Raw genomic sequence first — 17,754 nt, forward strand, 5'->3', positions numbered from 1 at the left:
CAGTTAATAAAAATCCCCGGGCATTGGGTCCCGGGGGTTTCAGTTACAGGATAATAGCATCTCAGAAGCGGTAGCTCACGGCCGCCGCCACGTTGCGAGGGTCTATCTGGTTGATCGTCCCGCCTCTGAAATATGAATTGTACCCGATTGCGTCCGCAATATTATTGAAGAACAACCTGGTGGTAAAATGCTTCGCCTTGTAACCAAGCTGCGCATTTATAGTGGTGTAAGCCGGCATGTCAAAAGGTTTCGAGCCCACCGGAGTGCCATGACCGTCGGGAGAAAGCGAATATTCATTAACCGGGCGTTCGCCTACGTAATAAACACCCAACCCGATCGATAACCCCGGTAATCCCTTTTTAAAGCTATAATTTAGCCAGCCGTTTGCCGTATGGCGGGGCGCGTTCATCGGCGCCGATCCGTTCACGTAAGAAGGGCTGTCTGCATATTGTGCATCCAGGTAAGCATAACCCAGCATGGCCTGGAGGTTGCTGAATATCCGGCCGTTCAACTCCGCTTCCACACCTTTTCTTTTCAGGTTTCCGGCCTTGAAATAGTACCCGGTAGTGATGTTGGTACCTTCGATGTATTCGGAATTCGACAAGTTCCTGGTGATGATATCAAAATAAGTAAAATTGAACCGCAGCCGATTGTTCAGCCAGTCTGACTTAATCCCTACTTCAAACTGCTCGGTTGAAGACGGGCCGATCTCTTCACCATTTGCCATTAAATTGGCGGCGGAACGCAGGCTGGTGCTGGTAGTGAAGGAGCCGAAGAAATTGAGATGGCTCATAGGGCTTACCATTACGCCCAGGCTCGGATTCCAGGCCCCGCGACGCGGTTCGGAAACCCCGCTATTGGTTTTGGCCTGTATCTCGGAGTAGCGCACCCCCAGAATTGCCTTCACATATTTGTTGAAAGTAATCACATCCTGAGCCATCAAACCGTAGGTGGTATAATAAGCCAGTACGGGTGTTGCAGGCGTGAACGTTACATTTTTCCTCAGCTCATTGGTGATAGGTTTGAAAACATCAATAGTGTCAATTGTCGTCGAGCCCAGGCTGGTGGTGGTGGCATCTGCGATGCGGTAATCAAACCCGGCCTGGAAAGTATGCGAGATTTTTCCGGTCATAACGTCCTGCCCGACAAAATCCAGCTGGACCACCGAATTCTGATCCTCCCTGAGGCTCCTGGAAAGCACCCTTCTTCTCAAGTTATAGGTATTGTTTACTACGGTAGAAACAGCAGTACCGGTCGCATCCACATCGTAATTTGATTTGATATAAGCCGCGCGTATGCTGAGTTTCTCGGTTAGCTGACGGGTCAGCCGCGCCGAAAAACTGAAAGTTTTGGTCTCCGTAAGGTCATTCCTGAGGCCGAGAAATTTAGTGTGCGGAAGCTCATACAATGCATTTTCGGTAATCGGTCCGAGGTTTACCGTACTGTTAACGGGTGTGCGGGCATCATTCATATAGTCGGCTTCCAGGGTAATGGCCGTCTTCTCATCCGGTCTCCATTCAAGCGAAGGATTGATATAAGCCCGGGTAGAGTTGACAACCGGCCTGTAGTTGTCAGCCCGCTCAAACGAGCCGTTTACGCGAAGTGCGATTGTCTTTTTCTCATCCAAGACATTCTGAACGTCAAAAGTAGGCCGCACCTGCCCCCAGCTGCCGATACGCAAGCCAACTTCGCCGGTATTAATAAATTGCGGGGTTTTGGTAACAATATTGATCACACCGCCGGCATTCCCGATATCGGTAATAACACCCTGCGTAATCGCGGCCGATCCTTTGATTACCTGGATCGACTCAACCCCCTGCATATCGGTCGATATTGATGCGGTCTGGAACTGTGAATCCATCCTGACCCCGTTTTTGAGAACCGGGATCCCACGATAGCCCCTGGTGGACATACTTTCCTTCACACCGCCGTAGGAGGCGAAAAGGGTAACTCCCGGCACGTTGCGAACTGCATCGGTCACGGAAAGTGCACCTTGTTCCTCAATTACCACGTTGGAGATTACCGAAATACTCTGGATCTGGTCAGAAGGTTTCAACGGCATACGGGTAATTGACTCCAGGCCCCTGGGCGCCGCATCCCGACGGCCGAAAACTTCGACTTCGGTCAGTTGATTGTCCTTGGACAGCAACCGGATGGCATGTACACGGTTCTCTGACCGGCCGGCATGAAGCGGGGTCCTGACGGTTTCGTACCCTACCATACTAACGACTATGATTTGCTTTCCTTTCGGAACACGTTCAAGCAAAAAAACGCCGTCTTCGTCGGTAATCGCGCCAAGACTTGTCCCTTCTACCGATACAGACGCGGCGGCAACCGGTGCGTTATGGCTGTCTGTGACCTTCCCTTTTAAACTCACCAAATCCTGCGCCATTAATTGGACTGAACCAAGAATCAGAAAGAATAAAAATATACCTTTTCTCATTACATATTTAGATTAAATAAAACTAATTGCATTGCTCCGGCAAAATTAACCCGTGTTTTAAATTATTTTTGACGTGAAAAGTCTATTTTTTGACGTGAAAGGATATTTATTAGAAATATTCTAAACAAGTTTAGAATTGAATTATCCCGTTCCAATTACTCGCTAGAGGCGAAAAACAGCTCACCGGATGGATTTTAAGGAGGGAACCCATCATCAGATAACGATGGAAAGGCTGCCGGCCGAAGAAGGCGGGAACGAATTGGGTGTAACTATTTCTACACGTTCTGCGGAAGCCAACCGGGAATACCGACTGGAAGTTAATCCGCAACGTTTGGTCTTTGTCTACCTGCTGGAAGGCCATGCCCGACTTACCTCCGGCAGACATACCACCCAGGCAAATTCCGGGGAATTTGTCTGCTTTGCGGCGGAAAAAGCCCCGGTAGCGCTCCGGTTTATTTCCGAATCCGGCAGTAAGGTACTGGTCCTGCAGCTCGACCCTGCCGCCCCCCTGTTTGCAGCGCTAACCGGCAAAGCCGCTTTTTCATATGGAGCCGCAAATGCTCTTTCCGGCCCGCTTGCCCGGCTGATCCACCACTGCCTCGCTGCGAAAGCGAATACCGGGGAATATCTCACCGGTCTCGGGGCTACCTACCAGGCGCTGAAGTCATGTGAGCTTGCCGTACTGTTTCTTGAAGCATGTATGCAGGAAACTTTTCCGGACAAGCGGAGAAACCCGGCGCTCAGCGTAGATAAGATGCGGCAGATTGAGCAATACATGCGCAGTGCGCCCGAGCAGGATTTCACCCTGAAAACGCTTGCTGCGCACATCGGAAGCAATGTTACCTTCGTAAAGACCAACTTTAAAAAGGTATATGGCCAGTCAGCCTTTGCGCTGCTTACACAAATCAGAATGGAGAAAGCGCTGGACCTGCTGACCCATTCCCCGTTGTCGGTAGAAGCCGTAGCCCTGGAAGTGGGTTACAGGCACGGCACGCATTTCAGCGCGGCTTTTAAAAGATACTACGGCACGCTTCCCAAAAAAATAAAGTCGCACCGGTAGCTGCGACTTCTGAAGTTGCCAGTTGTTTTCCATACGCCTTGAAGCGTCCTTCAAGGCGTATGGAAAGGTTTTTGGCTATACCTTGGTAATACCGGGGATCGGTACTTCCGAGACCGGCCATTTCAAATCCCAGGTATAGTCTTCGTACTTGGGACCAATTGAAACGTTCGAGTTCATCGCGTCCTCCCAGGCAATTTCTTGTCCGCTATAGGCGGCCATACGGCCCATGATACCCAGCATGGTACTGTGCGCCATCCAGGTGCCGTCGTTAATAGGCTTCCCGCTTCTGATCGAGGCAAAAAACTCATCCTGCTCGGCCTGGTGCATGACGTTGTGCTTTCCCTGGAACTCCCACTGGTTTTTGCCGGAAATTTTGTAGTGCTTGTAGATGGCGATGTCGGTTTTGCCGTCCGAACCAAATACTTCGACCGTATTTCTTCCGGGGCAGCCCAGGTGCTGTCTTGAAAAACTGTAACCCTTTACGCCGTTTGCATACTCGTATTCAACCGCGAAATGGTCGTAAATATTACCGAACAAAGGATCGGTACGCTTTTGACGACCCCCGACACCAATTGCCTTGATGGGTGTCTGGTCGCCGAGCGCCCAGGCCATCATATCAAGGCTATGAACGGTAACTTCTGTAATAAAATCGCCTGAAAGCCAGTGATAATAGTACCAGTTACGAAGCTGGTACTCCATATCCGACCAGCCGGCTTTCCGGGGGAAAGACCACAGCTCCCCGCCATAGCGGTAAGTAGTGACGTTCCGTATCTCTCCGACGTCACCTTTCAGCACCCGCCCGAAAGTCTCCCGGTTAGCGGCGTCATACCTGAAGCAAAAGCCGCTCACAAGGGATAAATTTTTCTCTTTCGCAAGCTTGGCCGACGCCAGTATACTCCTGACACCCGGCGCATCTACCGCTACCGGCTTTTCGGCGAAAGCGTGCTTCCCGGCCTTGATTGCCGCTGCCAGGTGATGAGGCCGCGCATAAGGCGGCGCTGCCAGCAATACGACGTCAACCCCCGAATCGATGACTTTCTGGTAGGCATCAAAGCCGATGAAACGTTTGGATTTGTCCACTTTCACCCGGTCACCGCCAACCTTAGTGAGTGTGGCCAGCGATTCATTGAGTTTATCTTCAAAAACATCGCCGAGCGCGGTGATATGTACGCCGGGGTCTGCTTTCAGGGCTTGCATGGCCGCGCCGGTGCCGCGCCCGCCGCATCCGATCAGCCCGACTCTCAGCACTTTGTCGGCATTATGACCCAGGTGAATACCCGAAGCAAAGGTATTCACTCCTGCCAATGCAGTACCCAGCACAGTTGCGCCGGTTTTTTTCAGAAAGCCTCTCCGCGTATCGGCGCTTTCGGAATTCAATAAATCCATTGTAAAACGTCAGGTTTATTATAAAGTTTAGGAAAGCGTTAAATATAGCAACGCTTTATCAAAAAACTACCAATAAACAGGCTGCCTAACCGTTATTTTATCCGCCGGTGTTCCGTTGGAGATCAAAACCCGACGGCATAGTTACCCCAGCCAATCATCAGGATGGATATGATCAGGAGCAGGATACCGACCACCAGGTAGACCATAGTGGCGCGGCTGGTTCCTTTCCATTCTTTCAGCCAGAGCCCCCACAGGTTACTGAAAATAACGATCGATGACATGTGTATGCACCAGCTCGCGAATTCATACCCGATCATTTTGGTGGACCCCATTCCGTAGAAAAAGTACTGGAGGTACCACATTACCCCGGCCAGTATTGCCAGCAGGTAATTTTTGCCAAATTCAGGCAATTTGGTATTACCCAGGTTACTCAGGTAATTGTGGCCCCTGCTCCGGATAGCTACGTAAATAAAATTGGTGGTAAAACCTCCGGCCAGTGCGATGGCAAAAATCGGGATATTCATAAAAATAGGCGCGGTCCCGGTCGCGACGGCTGCTTTGGCTATAGGCTCGCCGAACATAATCGCGATGGCCATACAAGCGCTCATAATGCCGCCGATAGTGGCAATAATAAGTCCTTTTGTCAGGGAGAACTCAGTGTTCCCGTCTACTTTGCCCTTTCCTACGGTTTGCTCCTTAAGGTGTCCCGCAACGCCGCAGCAGACAATACCGACGATGCTGATTACCAATCCACCGGTAATAATCCAACCGGATTGGGTTGAAACCAGCCGGCCCAGGCTATTGTTCATAATGGCAGGCACGAGCGTGCCTACAACCGAACAAACCCCCAGGGAGACGGACTGTCCCAGGGCAAGCCCCATATAACGAATCCCAAGCCCGGCGAAAAGTCCGCCGAAACCCCATAATGCTCCGAACAGGTAGGTGTAAAACAAATCGCTTCCCGCTGTGGAACGATAGATATCCATCGCGTTTTGAGTCACAATCAGGTTTCCGACCGTGGGCATAATCATCCAGGCAACGAAGCCCAGCAGGATCCAATAGGTTTCCCAGGCCCATTTTTTGATTTTATAAGTAGGCACGTAGAAGCTTGCCGAGGAGAAGCCTCCGATGGTGTGCAGGATAATTCCAAGTAGTTGTTCCATATTTATATAAATCACTATTACTCAAAAATATACCGGGTATTTATGAACTGAGTCAGCTTTGTTCCTGGCTCCAGCACTTGCGGGCATCCTCCTGCCGCTTCGATTTCCATAAATCCACCGGCATCACTGTAAACGCTATACCTCACTCCTTTTTCTGACGGCGGCACTTCCGGGGCAGCATCACGAATGTCCGCGTAAGCTAAGCCGTCTGAAAGTATCGCGGCATCACGGACCACCCGCATCCTTCGCAGCGGATCACGGTATTCTATAGCAGCTACCGCCGGTCCCAAACCTATCTGGTAGCGACGCGTACCATCGGTAATCGCATGGCATATGCCGCCTTCCCAGTACCTGTTCCCCCTATCGGGATCATCGTACAAATCCCACACATCGCGCTCTTCCGCCGCAAATACTACCTCGCAACCTTCTCCGCAATCAAACTGGCAGAGGCTCCAGGGGGAAAGCAAAAATGTACCCTTTTGAAGGGTACGCGAGCCCAGATAGGTCATGGATTCTCCTACCGATACGGTAAAACCGTCAGTTTCTTCCTTCACCCGAACATCGCGCTCAAACAGCAAGGGAATCCCTGTCCCCTGGCTGTTAATCAGATCCACCTCACTTGCAACCACAGCATGATCAGCGCCTTCGGCAATCACCTGAAAACGCGCATGGCGTATTCCCGAGGGTACACGCCAACTGCCTGTTGCATAAGAATAACCCAAACGGGTCCCTTCAGGGGCCGGCCAAAGCCCATCTCCACCAGGATTATGATAAGTCTCCATTACACTTGCACCGGAAATTGCCACCGGGTTAACACGATTCAAAACCCGGCCGTTATACACGCTATAGAGGCGACCCTCCAGGTCGAGTCCGATGATGACCCCTCTGGACAGATCGCCTGCTACGTGAACACGCTTTCCGGCCGCGGCAAACCTATTCAATAAGTCTGCCGCGGCAACTGACTCTCCGCGCTCTCCCATTATTGAAGAAAGAATACCTGCTTTAATTCTTCCTCCCAGCCTTTCTCCGCCCCGGGATAGGCCACTTCCAGTGCTTCCGTCATGTACTTCCACCACCGATGGCATACCGGAGATTCGCCAAGCAGCTCAAATTTAGCCGGGTCTTCTATCTCCATATAACAAAACAGGTAACGGGTCTCCGGGTGCAGGAAGATCGAATAGTTACTCACACCGTGGCGCTTTATTTCTTCTTCAAGCTCGCCCCAGATCGGATTATGCCGCTTTTCGTACTCCTCTTCCATTCCTTCCCTGGCCCTTATCACATATGCTTTTCTGATCATTGTCATTTCAGTTTGATTGGTTCAAATATTCCCGTCCGAGATCTCCGGCTGTCACAAAGCGCCCTCCGGCCTGCTTTAACAGATCGCACAGACGGTCGAATTGCCCGATGGCGTACGGACCGCAGTTCTCGACGATAAACGGAAGCGGCTTCACACTGCATTCACCGAAATCGATCAGTCCCTGAGGCATTGGGTAAAACTCCCAGGGATGCAGATAAAAGCAAACAACCGGTCGGTGCTGTCTTGCCGCCACGTAATCAATAAACCCGGTTGTCTTTTCCATCAATACGTCTGCTGATTTTGTGCGAAACAAAGGCCATTGGTCACGATCCCGCTGATAGGGATCATTGCTCTGCATCTCAAGATCGCAAAAGTTAGGAATTTCGAGCAGTTTCGCTCCTCCCGGCTTTGTCCAGTCGTCGTTCGAAGGAAAGTAGGGGACAAAAGGTTCGCCAAAAAAATACAGTGGAAAAGACGCATCGGAAATGTACCCAAGCTTTTCGAGGGTATTAATGACTTGCGTACTTCCCCAAAGGCGCGGGCACCGAAAGCTGACCGGACGCTCACCAAGCACCTCTTCAATTATCCGGGTTGCGATTTCAAGTCTTCCCTCCACTTCTGAAGACAGAATCGGCCAGTTATTGGGCAAGGGGAAAATGGGGTCGCCCAGGGTTTCATGAAACAGGCCGTGACAGCCTGTTTCATGTCCGCGGGCGGCCACTTCTCTTACCATATCGGGGTTGTTCTCGGCAGCATGACCGGTCCAGTAGAAAGTCGCTTTCACGCCGTGCCGGTCAAGCACGTCCAGGATCGGCGGCGTGCCGAATTGCACGCCTTCGTAGAACGGCGTGTAAGAACCGATGTCGGTTTCCATATCAAAGCCCAACACCACGTCAAAAAGAGTTGTGTCGCTCATTACGCTTCTCCGGCTAAAAGGGCGTCCATCGAAGGGCTTAAAGGGATCGGGCCGTCGGGTCCTATTTCATAACTCGTTTCTATCCGAACTCCGTTGTATTCCGGATGCCCGAAGAAACTGATGTCAATACAAACCATCATGCCCTCCGTCAGCACGTCGTCACTATGCGGACCGAAAAATGGCGATTCCGCTTCATGCAGGCCTATCGTATGTACAAAAGGACAAACGAGGTAGGGTGAAAATCCATGCTCGGTAAAGTACGCCCGTGTAGGGGCGTCTATCTCGCGGCCGGTTTTGCCCGGGATAAGCTGTTCCTTAGCCAGCCGGAAGGCATTTTTAAGGTGGTTGATACACACTTGCTGCGATTCGGTGTAAACCCCGTTTACTGCAAGCGTATCACCTACAACGCCCGCATAACCCGCCACTTTCGGTGATATTCCGACCATCACCAGTTCACCGTCCTGCAACAGTTTACTACTCGCTGTAGGAACCACTGCATTGGCACGGGCGCCGCTTCCGATTATCGTACTGAACCCGAAACCGTTTGCACCGCGGCTACGAACCGCATATTCTCCCGCCGCCGCGACCTGGATCTCCGAAATTCCCGGCGCCACCACTTCTTTCATCGCCTGGTAGGCATGGTCGGCCAGCCGGAAAGCCGTACGGATCTGCTCGCGCTCCCACTCCGATTTGATAAACCGTAAAGAGACGTACTCGTTGGTAATGTCGACCAGCGTAACGTCAGAAAAACCTTCTTCTATCTGGCGGTAGCATCCCATAGGCATCCGCTCGGCCCCTACGAGCCCCACTCTTCTCACTGCTCCGAGCCTTCGGTTCAACTCCTCGAAAAGGATGGAGAAATTGATAATCTCAGCGTTAGGATATTCTTCGTCCGGCACCATAAATACCGGAAAATTACGTGTTTCTTTAATCGCACTGTCGAGCTTGGCGAAAGGCTCGCTTTCCGGCCCGCCAAGAATCAACGCTTCTCCTTCGCGCGGAATCAATACAGCGCCGCTTTCAAACTGGGGGCACCAGCCGGTTACATACCACCCATTCCCGATGTTGAATTCGTCGTAATAAACGAGTGCAAGGTCAAGGTTTTTTTCTTCGAGGATCCGTCTGACACTGGCAATACGGACTTCACTTTCGCTTTGAGGCAAATAAGACATTGATTGTTCGGTATAAAGGTTGTAAAAAGGTTTGAGGTTTGAGGTTTGAGGTTTGAGGTTTGAGGTTTGAGGTTTGAGGCCTGAGGTTTGAGGTTTGTGGTTTGTGGTTTGAGTCCTCAGGTTTGGAATTTAAGGTTTAAGAATTTAAGATTAAATACGATAACTACCTGGATATACTCTTGTTTTTTACATCGGTCATAGGGTTTCCTTCGCTAATAACAGTAACTTGTACCCGCGGCGACACTTCCCGGTTGCTCTCGCATCCGAAACGAAGTTCGTTCACGCCGGAATTCAGCACCGGAACTTCACCTTCAATTTTTACCTCGCTGAGAATATTCCCCTTTGCGTCATAAAGCTTGCAATCTCCGTCCGAATAAAATTCCAGGTACATCCCCGATTGCATCTCCACCGGGAAAGTTATCGTTTTGTCACCTATTGTGACCGCCGGATTTTTAATAGTCGTCTCCACCAGAGGTAGGGCTTTTACCGGGCCTATTACCGTACGTACCTCTTTCCCCGCCGGGAGATTGTTGTACCATAGCTGAAACCTGTCTATCTGTGCAAAATCAATGGTGTGGCGATAGGAATCATACACATAAAAATGGGAGTCATCCGGCCATACATAGTCGCTTATCGCAGATGATTCGATCTCAACAAGCTCAAAATATTTCCAGCCTTTAAAATCGATCCTGACAAACCTGTCGCCGTGAGCGCCGTGTGAAATGTGGTCCGGGCTCCTCAGGCTCAGGTTCAGTAGCTGCCCGTTGCCGTCGCCTTTTATCCATACCCCCAATCCCTTGTTGTCGCGTAATGACAGCCCCTTATGATAGGTTTTTTCTGCATTGATGTAAGCGGCGTCCGGCGGAGTTTGTCCCGCGTTGCGGGCTGTAAAAGCCAGGGTGTTTTCCTGTTTCCGGGTCGTCTCTCCACCCGGAGCGATACGGCCGGAAACTCCTTCGGAAATCTGCCTGGTCGAAAATTCCGTTTGCGTGGAAAAGTCAGCCAGGACAATACCGGACGCATCGTCATAGGGTTTGACCGACATCAGCGGCTCAATTCTGACCTTCAGCGGCTGAGCCCGGAAATCGTTGCCGACCTTCCAGGCTTTTGACTCGTGGTCATGGCCCAACACTTTATGTTTTTCATATTTGCGGGGTTTAAAAGTCCACCCGTCCTCATCATTTCCCACGAGGGTAAAGTCCTTCCCAGGTTGCCGGAGCTTTGCCAGCACGCTTTCATCGAAATACTTCTGATGGCGCAATTTCTCATATCGGCGTATGATTCCGGCGGCCTGGCTGAAAAGCGGCGTGGTCTTCAGTGTTTTGGCATCGACTCCGCCAAGTTGGGAGTAACCGGCATCATTTGAAAGCATTTTTACCGCCAGGTACTCCACGTCATCAGGAAAGGTGGGCTCTATTTGTGGTGGATCCCAGGTTTGGTTTCCCCACCACCCCAAATGCAGCGGTAACATCGTTTGCCCGTTTTTAACTCCTGCAAACTTGTCGATCAGCGGCGTGTTCCCACGCCAGAGGCCGTGTTCCCATTCGTTTGATTTCATTTTTTCGGGCAGGAAAAGGCTTGGATTCTTAACCGAAGCAAGGTGAATGTCAATAAATCGTTTGTATCCCCTTACGGCTCGGTCCCAGGCCTGCCAACGCGACCGATAGTGCCACCAGTGGTGTGACATAGAACTCATTTCCATACCCACGCTGCTTTTCAGGTTTTTCGCTATTTCGAAAACGAATTTGGTGCCATAGTACCAGAAGTGCTCTTCTCCGCCCAAAACATTGGCGCCATCAATAGCGTCGAGGTAAATCCCTTTGAACCCGCATTCATTCACGATAGAAGCGTGTTTTTCGGCAATCTGCCTGAACAGCTCCGAATCCGGGTCCGGCACAAATCTTCCAAATCGTTCACTCATATGAAGGGCGCGGGTTGCCTGGGCGTGAGTTGCGGTACGCGTTCCGTTCGCTCCCCTTTTCAACCCTTTAAACTGGTAAGGGGGCGTCCTGGTTACTTCGCTGAATTCTATCAGTTCGTCACCAAGCCGGAGTGTCACGCTATTTTCTGTGTGGAACCCGGTGATTGTCGAAATATTCGCCGTCGACTCGTTTACGGTTATCACGTCTGATGTCTCCGTAACCGGTTCCGCCAAAGTGAAAGTCCTGGCGTACCCGAGGTCTTTGTGAGGTACCGGCGTAACGTAATGCGTCGACTTGTCAATAAAAAAAGCATAGGTGTGAAAGATATGCGAGATTCCGTTTTCGCGTAGTTTCGCATTAATCCTTTTAAAGGAATCCCATCCTTCCGGCCATTTTTCTTTATTGAGTTCGAGCGTTCCGAAGTCAAAAAAACCGGCTCCACCGTGGCTGTCGATCTGGTTAAATCCCAGCGACTTACACGTTTCAATCCATTCATCCGCAGTTTCCTCGGTAAGCGTCCCGAAGTTCATCAGGTAAGAGCCATATCCCTCCTTCGCGTCAGCAGCCCAGGCGCCGCCTGCCTGTGAAGGGGGCACGTCCGCCGCTTTTGACATTACGTCCCTTATGACGGGCAGCAGGTCTTTCTGCGGCAAACCGAGGAGTGTAACCTCCGCTCCTTTCAAACCGAATTTCTGGTAACACTTTGCCCACAAGTGCGTCTGAAGAGGTGGAAGCTGGCGTACGTGCGTAAAAAGATTCATCGAAAGCACGCATGCTCCGAATGGCTCGTAAGGCTGCGCTTCCAGAGAAAGCGGTACATTGAGAATCGTCAATGATTCCGTTAATTCCGGTGCCGACACTACCTTCAGCGAGATCCTGTCGGGCTTTACCGCCACGTCCAGCACCACGCTGCCGTTGACCCCGGAATAACGCATCTCCAACAGGCCCTCTTTCAGCTCGACGCTCTTTACCGGCAGCACCTTTCCGTTCACTGTAACATCGGAGCAAAAAGACGCTTTTTGCGCTTTCAGCAGGTCCTTCCCGCCCGACTTGTCCAGGAAGCTGACATTGCGTCCATTCCCGGCTATCTCATACCGGAAGAAGGTATTTTCAAGCACAACGTTAGCCGGGGCGACATTACCGCTGCTGCCAAGAAGAACACAGCTTACCCAAAACAGGCATACTGATTTAGATTTCCAAAAAAATTGAATGTATTCTCTCATCTAATCCTTTGTTAAGAACCCTGTCTGCAGAAACAGCTGCCTGGTAGGTTCAGGGATGCCCGGCATAAGGCCGGCAAACCACTCACCGGGCACTGTTCCGGCTATGACTGTTTTTTAGTAACCTGTGTTTTGGGTCAGGCCTGGATTAATCTGTGTTTCTCTGAACGGAATCGCATAGACCAGTCTCCTCTCGGTGATTGTAAATGCTGCCGCCGGCAGAAAATCATATTTCTTTTTCATTTCGGCGCCATAGGCAGTCATTGTCTCAATTGCCTTTCCGTTTCTGATCAGGTCAGTCCAGCGGTGGTTCTCGAACGCGAGCTCATGGCGCCTTTCCAAAAGAACATTCTCCCGGGTAGCGTTCTGTAAATCCGCCAATCCGGCGCGTTTTCTGACGGCATTCACATAGGGAAGCGCCTCACTGCTTTTACCCTGCTTCACCAGGTTCTCTGCAAGCAGAAGCAACGCATCAGCATACCTGAACACAGGCCAGTTCTGACCGGTATTGAATGGTTTTCCGTAAGGTCCGTGCAGGAACTTCGCAATAAAAGGGAAATATACTTTTCCGGGCTCGGGGGTATAGCTGCCTACTTCACGAATCGCCAGGTAGGTAATAGGATCGGTATACAAATTTCCCCCGTTGAGCGTACCTTCAATCACTTTTACAGATGCTTTCAAACGTTTATCACCGCTTTCAAACGAGGCGATCAGATTTTCGTTGGGCACGTTCCAGCCGCCCTGCGACACATTGTTCACTACAATACCGGTGGCAAGCGAAGTATTGGAAGTCTTCGGGAGCATTTCGTAAATAAAGCTGCTTTCCTGTCCGTCGTCTCCTTCCATGTACTGGATATCAAACACAGACTCCCGGTTATTTTTATTTGAAGGAACAAAGTTGGCCAGATAGTCGTCAAGCAATTGGTAGTTCATCCCGACAACTTCCCGCAGTGCGCTTTCTGATTTTGCATAGTCGGGCTGCGGCATCGACATATAGGCTTTGGCAAGCAGCATCATCGCCGCGCCCCTGGTTGCCCGGCCGGTTTGCGGAAAAACAGTAGCTACCGGCAAAAGAGGGGCTGCCTGGTCAAGGTCGCTAATAATCTGCCGGTACACCTCTTCCACTGATGCCCGGTTCTGATAGGCGGACGATTCATCTGTCACCTGCTCGAGATATAGCGGAACACCGCCGTAGTGTGTAACGAGGTCGAAGTAGAAGAAAGCCCGGAGAAACCGTGTTTCTCCTGAAATCTTATTCTTCGCTTCGGTGCTGAAATCCGCCTTTGGCAACTGCGAGAGAATGGTATTCGCCCTGGAAATTCCTTGAAAATCGCTGTAGTAACGGTTATTAACCACCGTTGTTTGCGACTGGTCTGTCCATTGAATAATGTCTTCTACCCAGTTGGCCGGTCCCCTGTTGGGCGCATAATAGCGAAAGAAAGTATTGTCGGAGCGCATTTCGTCCATATAGTGACCGGGAGAAACCGTTCCTCTAAGCTGCGTGTATACCCCCACCAAAGCCAGCTCGAAATGCGATTCTGTTTTATAGAAGGTAGAAGAAGTCAGGTTAGTTTCAGGAGAAAGCTTCAGAAAGTCTTCATTACATGCGGATAACGACAAGGTGATCCAGGTACAGAATAATATCTTTTTCATTTTCGTCATCGGTTAGAATTTGAAATCCGCTCCTACAGTGAATATCCTCGGAACAGGGTAGTGACCGAAATCGCGGCCTTCGTTGAGTCCGTTGAGCCCGGCTTCACTTGCCTCCGGATTCATCCCCGGATACTTGGTCAGCATCAGCGCATTCTGCATATTGAGGTACAGCCTGGCCCCTTTGATCACCCCGTTCGCCGGAATGTTGAAACGATAGCCAAGCGTGATATTCCGGACCGACAGGTAAGTACCGTCAAAAATGTGACGACTGTTGTTAAAGCGGTGAAGCGGGTTAGAGTTTGTTTTGGGAAGATCTCCGTTACCGGGATTCTCGGGCGATCGCCAGCGTTGTGCTGCCTCGGGCCGTACGTTGAATACGCCGTCGAGGTTTTCCGTCCACAGCAGTTCTCCCATGAAAAGATCTCCGCCCACTCTGCCCACCATATGAACATCAAGATCAAACCGCTCATAGGAAAGCCTGTTGGTAAAGCCGAAATTAAACCTGGGATTGGGATTGCCGATAAATGTCTTATCATATTCGGCATCTATAAACCCGTCGGGTACCCCGTCAGGACCGCTTATATCCTTCAACCTTGCCGACCCTACGGTAGATCCCCCGAAATTTCTGATCTGCGGCCCCCTGTTAAGTTCTTCCTGGTTCATAAAAACCCCGTCGTAAACATAACCGTAAAACTGCCCTATCGGATGCCCCACCGCGGTCCGGACAAAATCCACATTCTCCTGGTAGCCGCCGATCGGCGTATCTTCGGTTCCCAATTTATTGACCATATTGCGGTCAAGTGAGATCGCCAGGTTGGTATTCCATTTTAACGCGCCTGTGAGATTCCTGGTTTCTAGGCCGAACTCGTGGCCCCAGAACTCGAACTCCCCGATATTGGACTGGATGCTTCCGAAACCTGAAGCGAGAGGAATGTTAACCGAATACAAAAGTCCATTGGTTCTTTTCCGGTAGTAATCATACAAAAGGAATATGCGGTCATTAAAAAGACCCAGGTCAAGGCCGATGTCGGTCTGAACGGTTGTCTCCCAGGTCAAAAGCTGGTTACCCAGGTTGCTGATCGTTTTACCTGCGGCCAAAACATCGTTAAACGCATAGTTCGAATTGCCAATAGTACTCAGATGTGTATAGTTCCCGATATTGTAATTTCCAACTTCACCGTAGCTTGCCCTTACTTTCAGAAAGCTGACGACTTTGTCGAATTTCCTCATAAAGTTCTCCCCTGAAACAATCCATCCTGCTGACACAGAAGGAAAAGTTCCGTACTTTTTATTATCGCCAAACCTGGATGAACCGTCTCTCCGCACGGCCACAGAAACCAGGTACCTGTTTTTGTAGTCATAATTCAGACGTCCGAAAGCAGACAATACCGAGAAATCGGTAACCGATGCATCGCCCCTCCTGACCGATGCGGCAGTAATCCATGAAATCTCATCATCGGGGAACTCGGTACCATTAATCGCACTTGACTCGCTCCTGACTTTCTGGGCCGAATAGCCCGCCAGAGCTTCGAAATTGTGATTGCCTCCGATTGTTTTGAAGTAGTTCAGCGTATTCTCAACCTGCCAGTTGGAATACCCCGAAGTGCTGTAAGAACCCGCCGCAGGCGTAGGCGGCGCGGTAAACATACCGCCCTGCGCAGTAGATGGACTCCAGTACCTGGATTTGGAATCGCCTATATCGGCATCTGCCTTCAGTTTGTACTTCAATCCTTTTATGATCTCCAGCTCGCCAAATGCATTTACGATAAAATTCTTCCTGACAAGAGGATTTTCCCGCTCTGTAAGGACCCGGAACCAGTTGGGATTGGGAAACATTCCCGGAGATGAATACCCGACCGGCAGAGTCCCGTCGTCATTCTTGTAAGAGAGTGTAGGATCCATAATATAGGCGCCGGAGATAATACTCCAGGTACCGTCCGTTGCCAGATTCTGAGAATTCCGGTAAGACGAGGCCAGATTCAGGCCGAAGGTCAGTTTCGGAGAAACCCTGAAGAGATTGTTGGCCCGCGCAGTAAATCTTTCCGCAAAAGTGTTTAGCATCACCCCTTCCTGCTTGTTATAGCCTGCCGATATGGAAGTACTCACCTTGTCGCTGCCGTTCGAAATCGACAACTGGTAGTTTTGTGTGGGCGCATTATGGTTCAACAGTACATCAAACCAGTCGGTACCGTCATTAGGTCCGTATTGAGAGGGGTTCCGGTAGCGTTCCGGGACTTCCAGTCCCTGATCACTGTACCATTCATTTTTATACTGGGCAAATTCCCGGGCATTCATCACGTTGGGACGCCCCCTTTGTGGAACATTCTGAATTCCTGCCCACGCGCTGAATTCCACTTCGGTTGCACCGCTTTTTCCCTGTTTGGTCGTAACCAAAAATACTCCGTTCGCTGCCCTGGAACCATAGAGAGAGGTAGACGCAGCATCCTTCAGAACCGAGATCGATTCGATATCGGCAGGGTTGATCGATTCAAGGCCGGTGCTGGACGGAAAACCATCAATTACAACGAGCGGCGCATTTCCAGCGCCAATGGAAGCCTGTCCCCTGATACGGAAAGACATTCCTTCGCCGGGCGTACCCGTCGACTGGTTTACACGAACGCCCGGCATCCGCCCCTGCAGCTGCTGTCCTACCTGGCCGGTAGGCATATTCTTGAGATCCTTTGCACTTACCGAACTGACGGCGCCTGTTACCAATTCCCGCTTCTGGGTACCATATCCTACAACGACTACTTCCTCGAGGCTCTTTTCATCCACTTTCATCGTGACCTCAAGTACGGAATTGTTCCCCGCCACCTGCTCCTGGGTTGCATACCCGACGAAAGAAAACACAAGCACCACATCACCTTCGGGTATATTCAGGCTGAAGTTTCCATCGCCATCGGTAATCGTACCGTGTTGCGACCCCTTTACCAGGATACTTACGCCCGGTAGTCCATCGCCGTTTTCATCTTTCACTTTACCTTTTAACGGGGGCAAAGCAACCGTATTTTCAGCGTCCCGGTCGGTTCTGACATCTGTGCTCCCCGTTCCCGGCATCACCATAATCCGCTGCCCTACCTGCTTGAACGACAACCCGTTTGGCGTCAAAAGTTCACGCAACAACTCATCAAGTGACGTGGGCGCTCCGCTATGCGAGACCCCTTTCACATGCCGCACGTCTTCTTTCCGGTACATAAACCGGAAAGGACTTTGCTTTTCTATCCTTTGAAAAGCGTGAATCAGCGATTCATTTTTCATCGGAAGCGAAACTTTTACTGCCTCGAGGTTTTGCCCGTTGAGTGACGAAGCTCCCAACCATTGCGCGGTGATAAGCATTCCCAGGAAGACGAATAACGAAATTCGCATAATCTTTTTTAATGTGCGCCGGGAAGGCGGGCCCGAATAGCCGGACATGCCATATCCGGCATATACAAATTTTTGCATACATTTGGTAGGTTTAAGGTAATAGATGCTGCTCAGCATAAATGTTACTGCGACACCCCTGAAAAGGGGTTTGAT

At 50.7% G+C, this 17,754-nt stretch carries 11 protein-coding genes; 1 reads left to right on the forward strand and 10 read right to left on the reverse strand.

Annotation, left to right across the window (positions count from 1 at the left end):
- Positions 1 to 61 precede the first annotated feature (61 nt).
- On the reverse strand, positions 62 to 2,443 hold the full coding sequence (locus tag ABD852_RS06360) for a TonB-dependent siderophore receptor (protein ID WP_345027330.1): 2,382 nt from the start codon (positions 2,441 to 2,443) through the stop codon (positions 62 to 64).
- Between the two features lie 187 nt (positions 2,444 to 2,630).
- Here ABD852_RS06360 and ABD852_RS06365 point away from each other — a divergent pair, with 187 nt between their 5' ends.
- Positions 2,631 to 3,503: a helix-turn-helix transcriptional regulator gene (locus ABD852_RS06365; RefSeq protein ID WP_345027331.1), complete on the forward strand. Its 873-nt coding sequence runs from the start codon at positions 2,631 to 2,633 to the stop codon at positions 3,501 to 3,503.
- 75 nt (positions 3,504 to 3,578) lie between these two features.
- Here ABD852_RS06365 and ABD852_RS06370 read toward each other — a convergent pair whose 3' ends face one another.
- The 9 genes from ABD852_RS06370 to ABD852_RS06410 form a co-directional block, all read right to left on the reverse strand.
- A complete protein-coding gene (locus tag ABD852_RS06370; RefSeq protein ID WP_345027335.1) occupies positions 3,579 to 4,889 on the reverse strand; it encodes a Gfo/Idh/MocA family protein in 1,311 nt (436 codons plus the stop codon).
- A gap of 122 nt (positions 4,890 to 5,011) precedes the next feature.
- Complete coding sequence (locus ABD852_RS06375) at positions 5,012 to 6,052, reverse strand: L-rhamnose/proton symporter RhaT (protein ID WP_345027337.1); 1,041 nt, start codon at positions 6,050 to 6,052, stop codon at positions 5,012 to 5,014.
- A 17-nt stretch (positions 6,053 to 6,069) separates the two neighbouring features.
- A complete protein-coding gene (locus tag ABD852_RS06380) occupies positions 6,070 to 7,032 on the reverse strand; it encodes a hypothetical protein (RefSeq protein WP_345027339.1) in 963 nt (320 codons plus the stop codon).
- Positions 7,032 to 7,352: an L-rhamnose mutarotase gene (gene rhaM / locus ABD852_RS06385; RefSeq protein WP_345027342.1), complete on the reverse strand. Its 321-nt coding sequence runs from the start codon at positions 7,350 to 7,352 to the stop codon at positions 7,032 to 7,034. Before rhaM ends, ABD852_RS06380 begins: the two co-directional genes overlap by 1 nt.
- 7 nt (positions 7,353 to 7,359) lie before the next feature.
- Positions 7,360 to 8,268, reverse strand: coding sequence for a polysaccharide deacetylase family protein (locus ABD852_RS06390; RefSeq protein ID WP_345027345.1), 909 nt, complete (start codon positions 8,266 to 8,268; stop codon positions 7,360 to 7,362).
- Complete coding sequence (locus ABD852_RS06395) at positions 8,268 to 9,440, reverse strand: M24 family metallopeptidase (protein WP_345027348.1); 1,173 nt, start codon at positions 9,438 to 9,440, stop codon at positions 8,268 to 8,270. Before ABD852_RS06395 ends, ABD852_RS06390 begins: the two co-directional genes overlap by 1 nt.
- Before the next feature lie 163 nt (positions 9,441 to 9,603).
- On the reverse strand, positions 9,604 to 12,585 hold the full coding sequence (locus ABD852_RS06400; protein WP_345027351.1) for a hypothetical protein: 2,982 nt from the start codon (positions 12,583 to 12,585) through the stop codon (positions 9,604 to 9,606).
- 114 nt (positions 12,586 to 12,699) lie between these two features.
- Positions 12,700 to 14,235, reverse strand: a complete 1,536-nt coding sequence (locus ABD852_RS06405) for a RagB/SusD family nutrient uptake outer membrane protein (RefSeq protein WP_345027354.1) — start codon at positions 14,233 to 14,235, stop codon at positions 12,700 to 12,702.
- A 12-nt stretch (positions 14,236 to 14,247) separates the two neighbouring features.
- Positions 14,248 to 17,679: a SusC/RagA family TonB-linked outer membrane protein gene (locus tag ABD852_RS06410; RefSeq protein ID WP_345027355.1), complete on the reverse strand. Its 3,432-nt coding sequence runs from the start codon at positions 17,677 to 17,679 to the stop codon at positions 14,248 to 14,250.
- Between the last annotated feature and the right edge of the window lie 75 nt (positions 17,680 to 17,754).

It is taken from the genome of Ravibacter arvi (genome assembly GCF_039540405.1).
GTDB classification, from domain to species: domain Bacteria; phylum Bacteroidota; class Bacteroidia; order Cytophagales; family Spirosomataceae; genus Ravibacter; species Ravibacter arvi.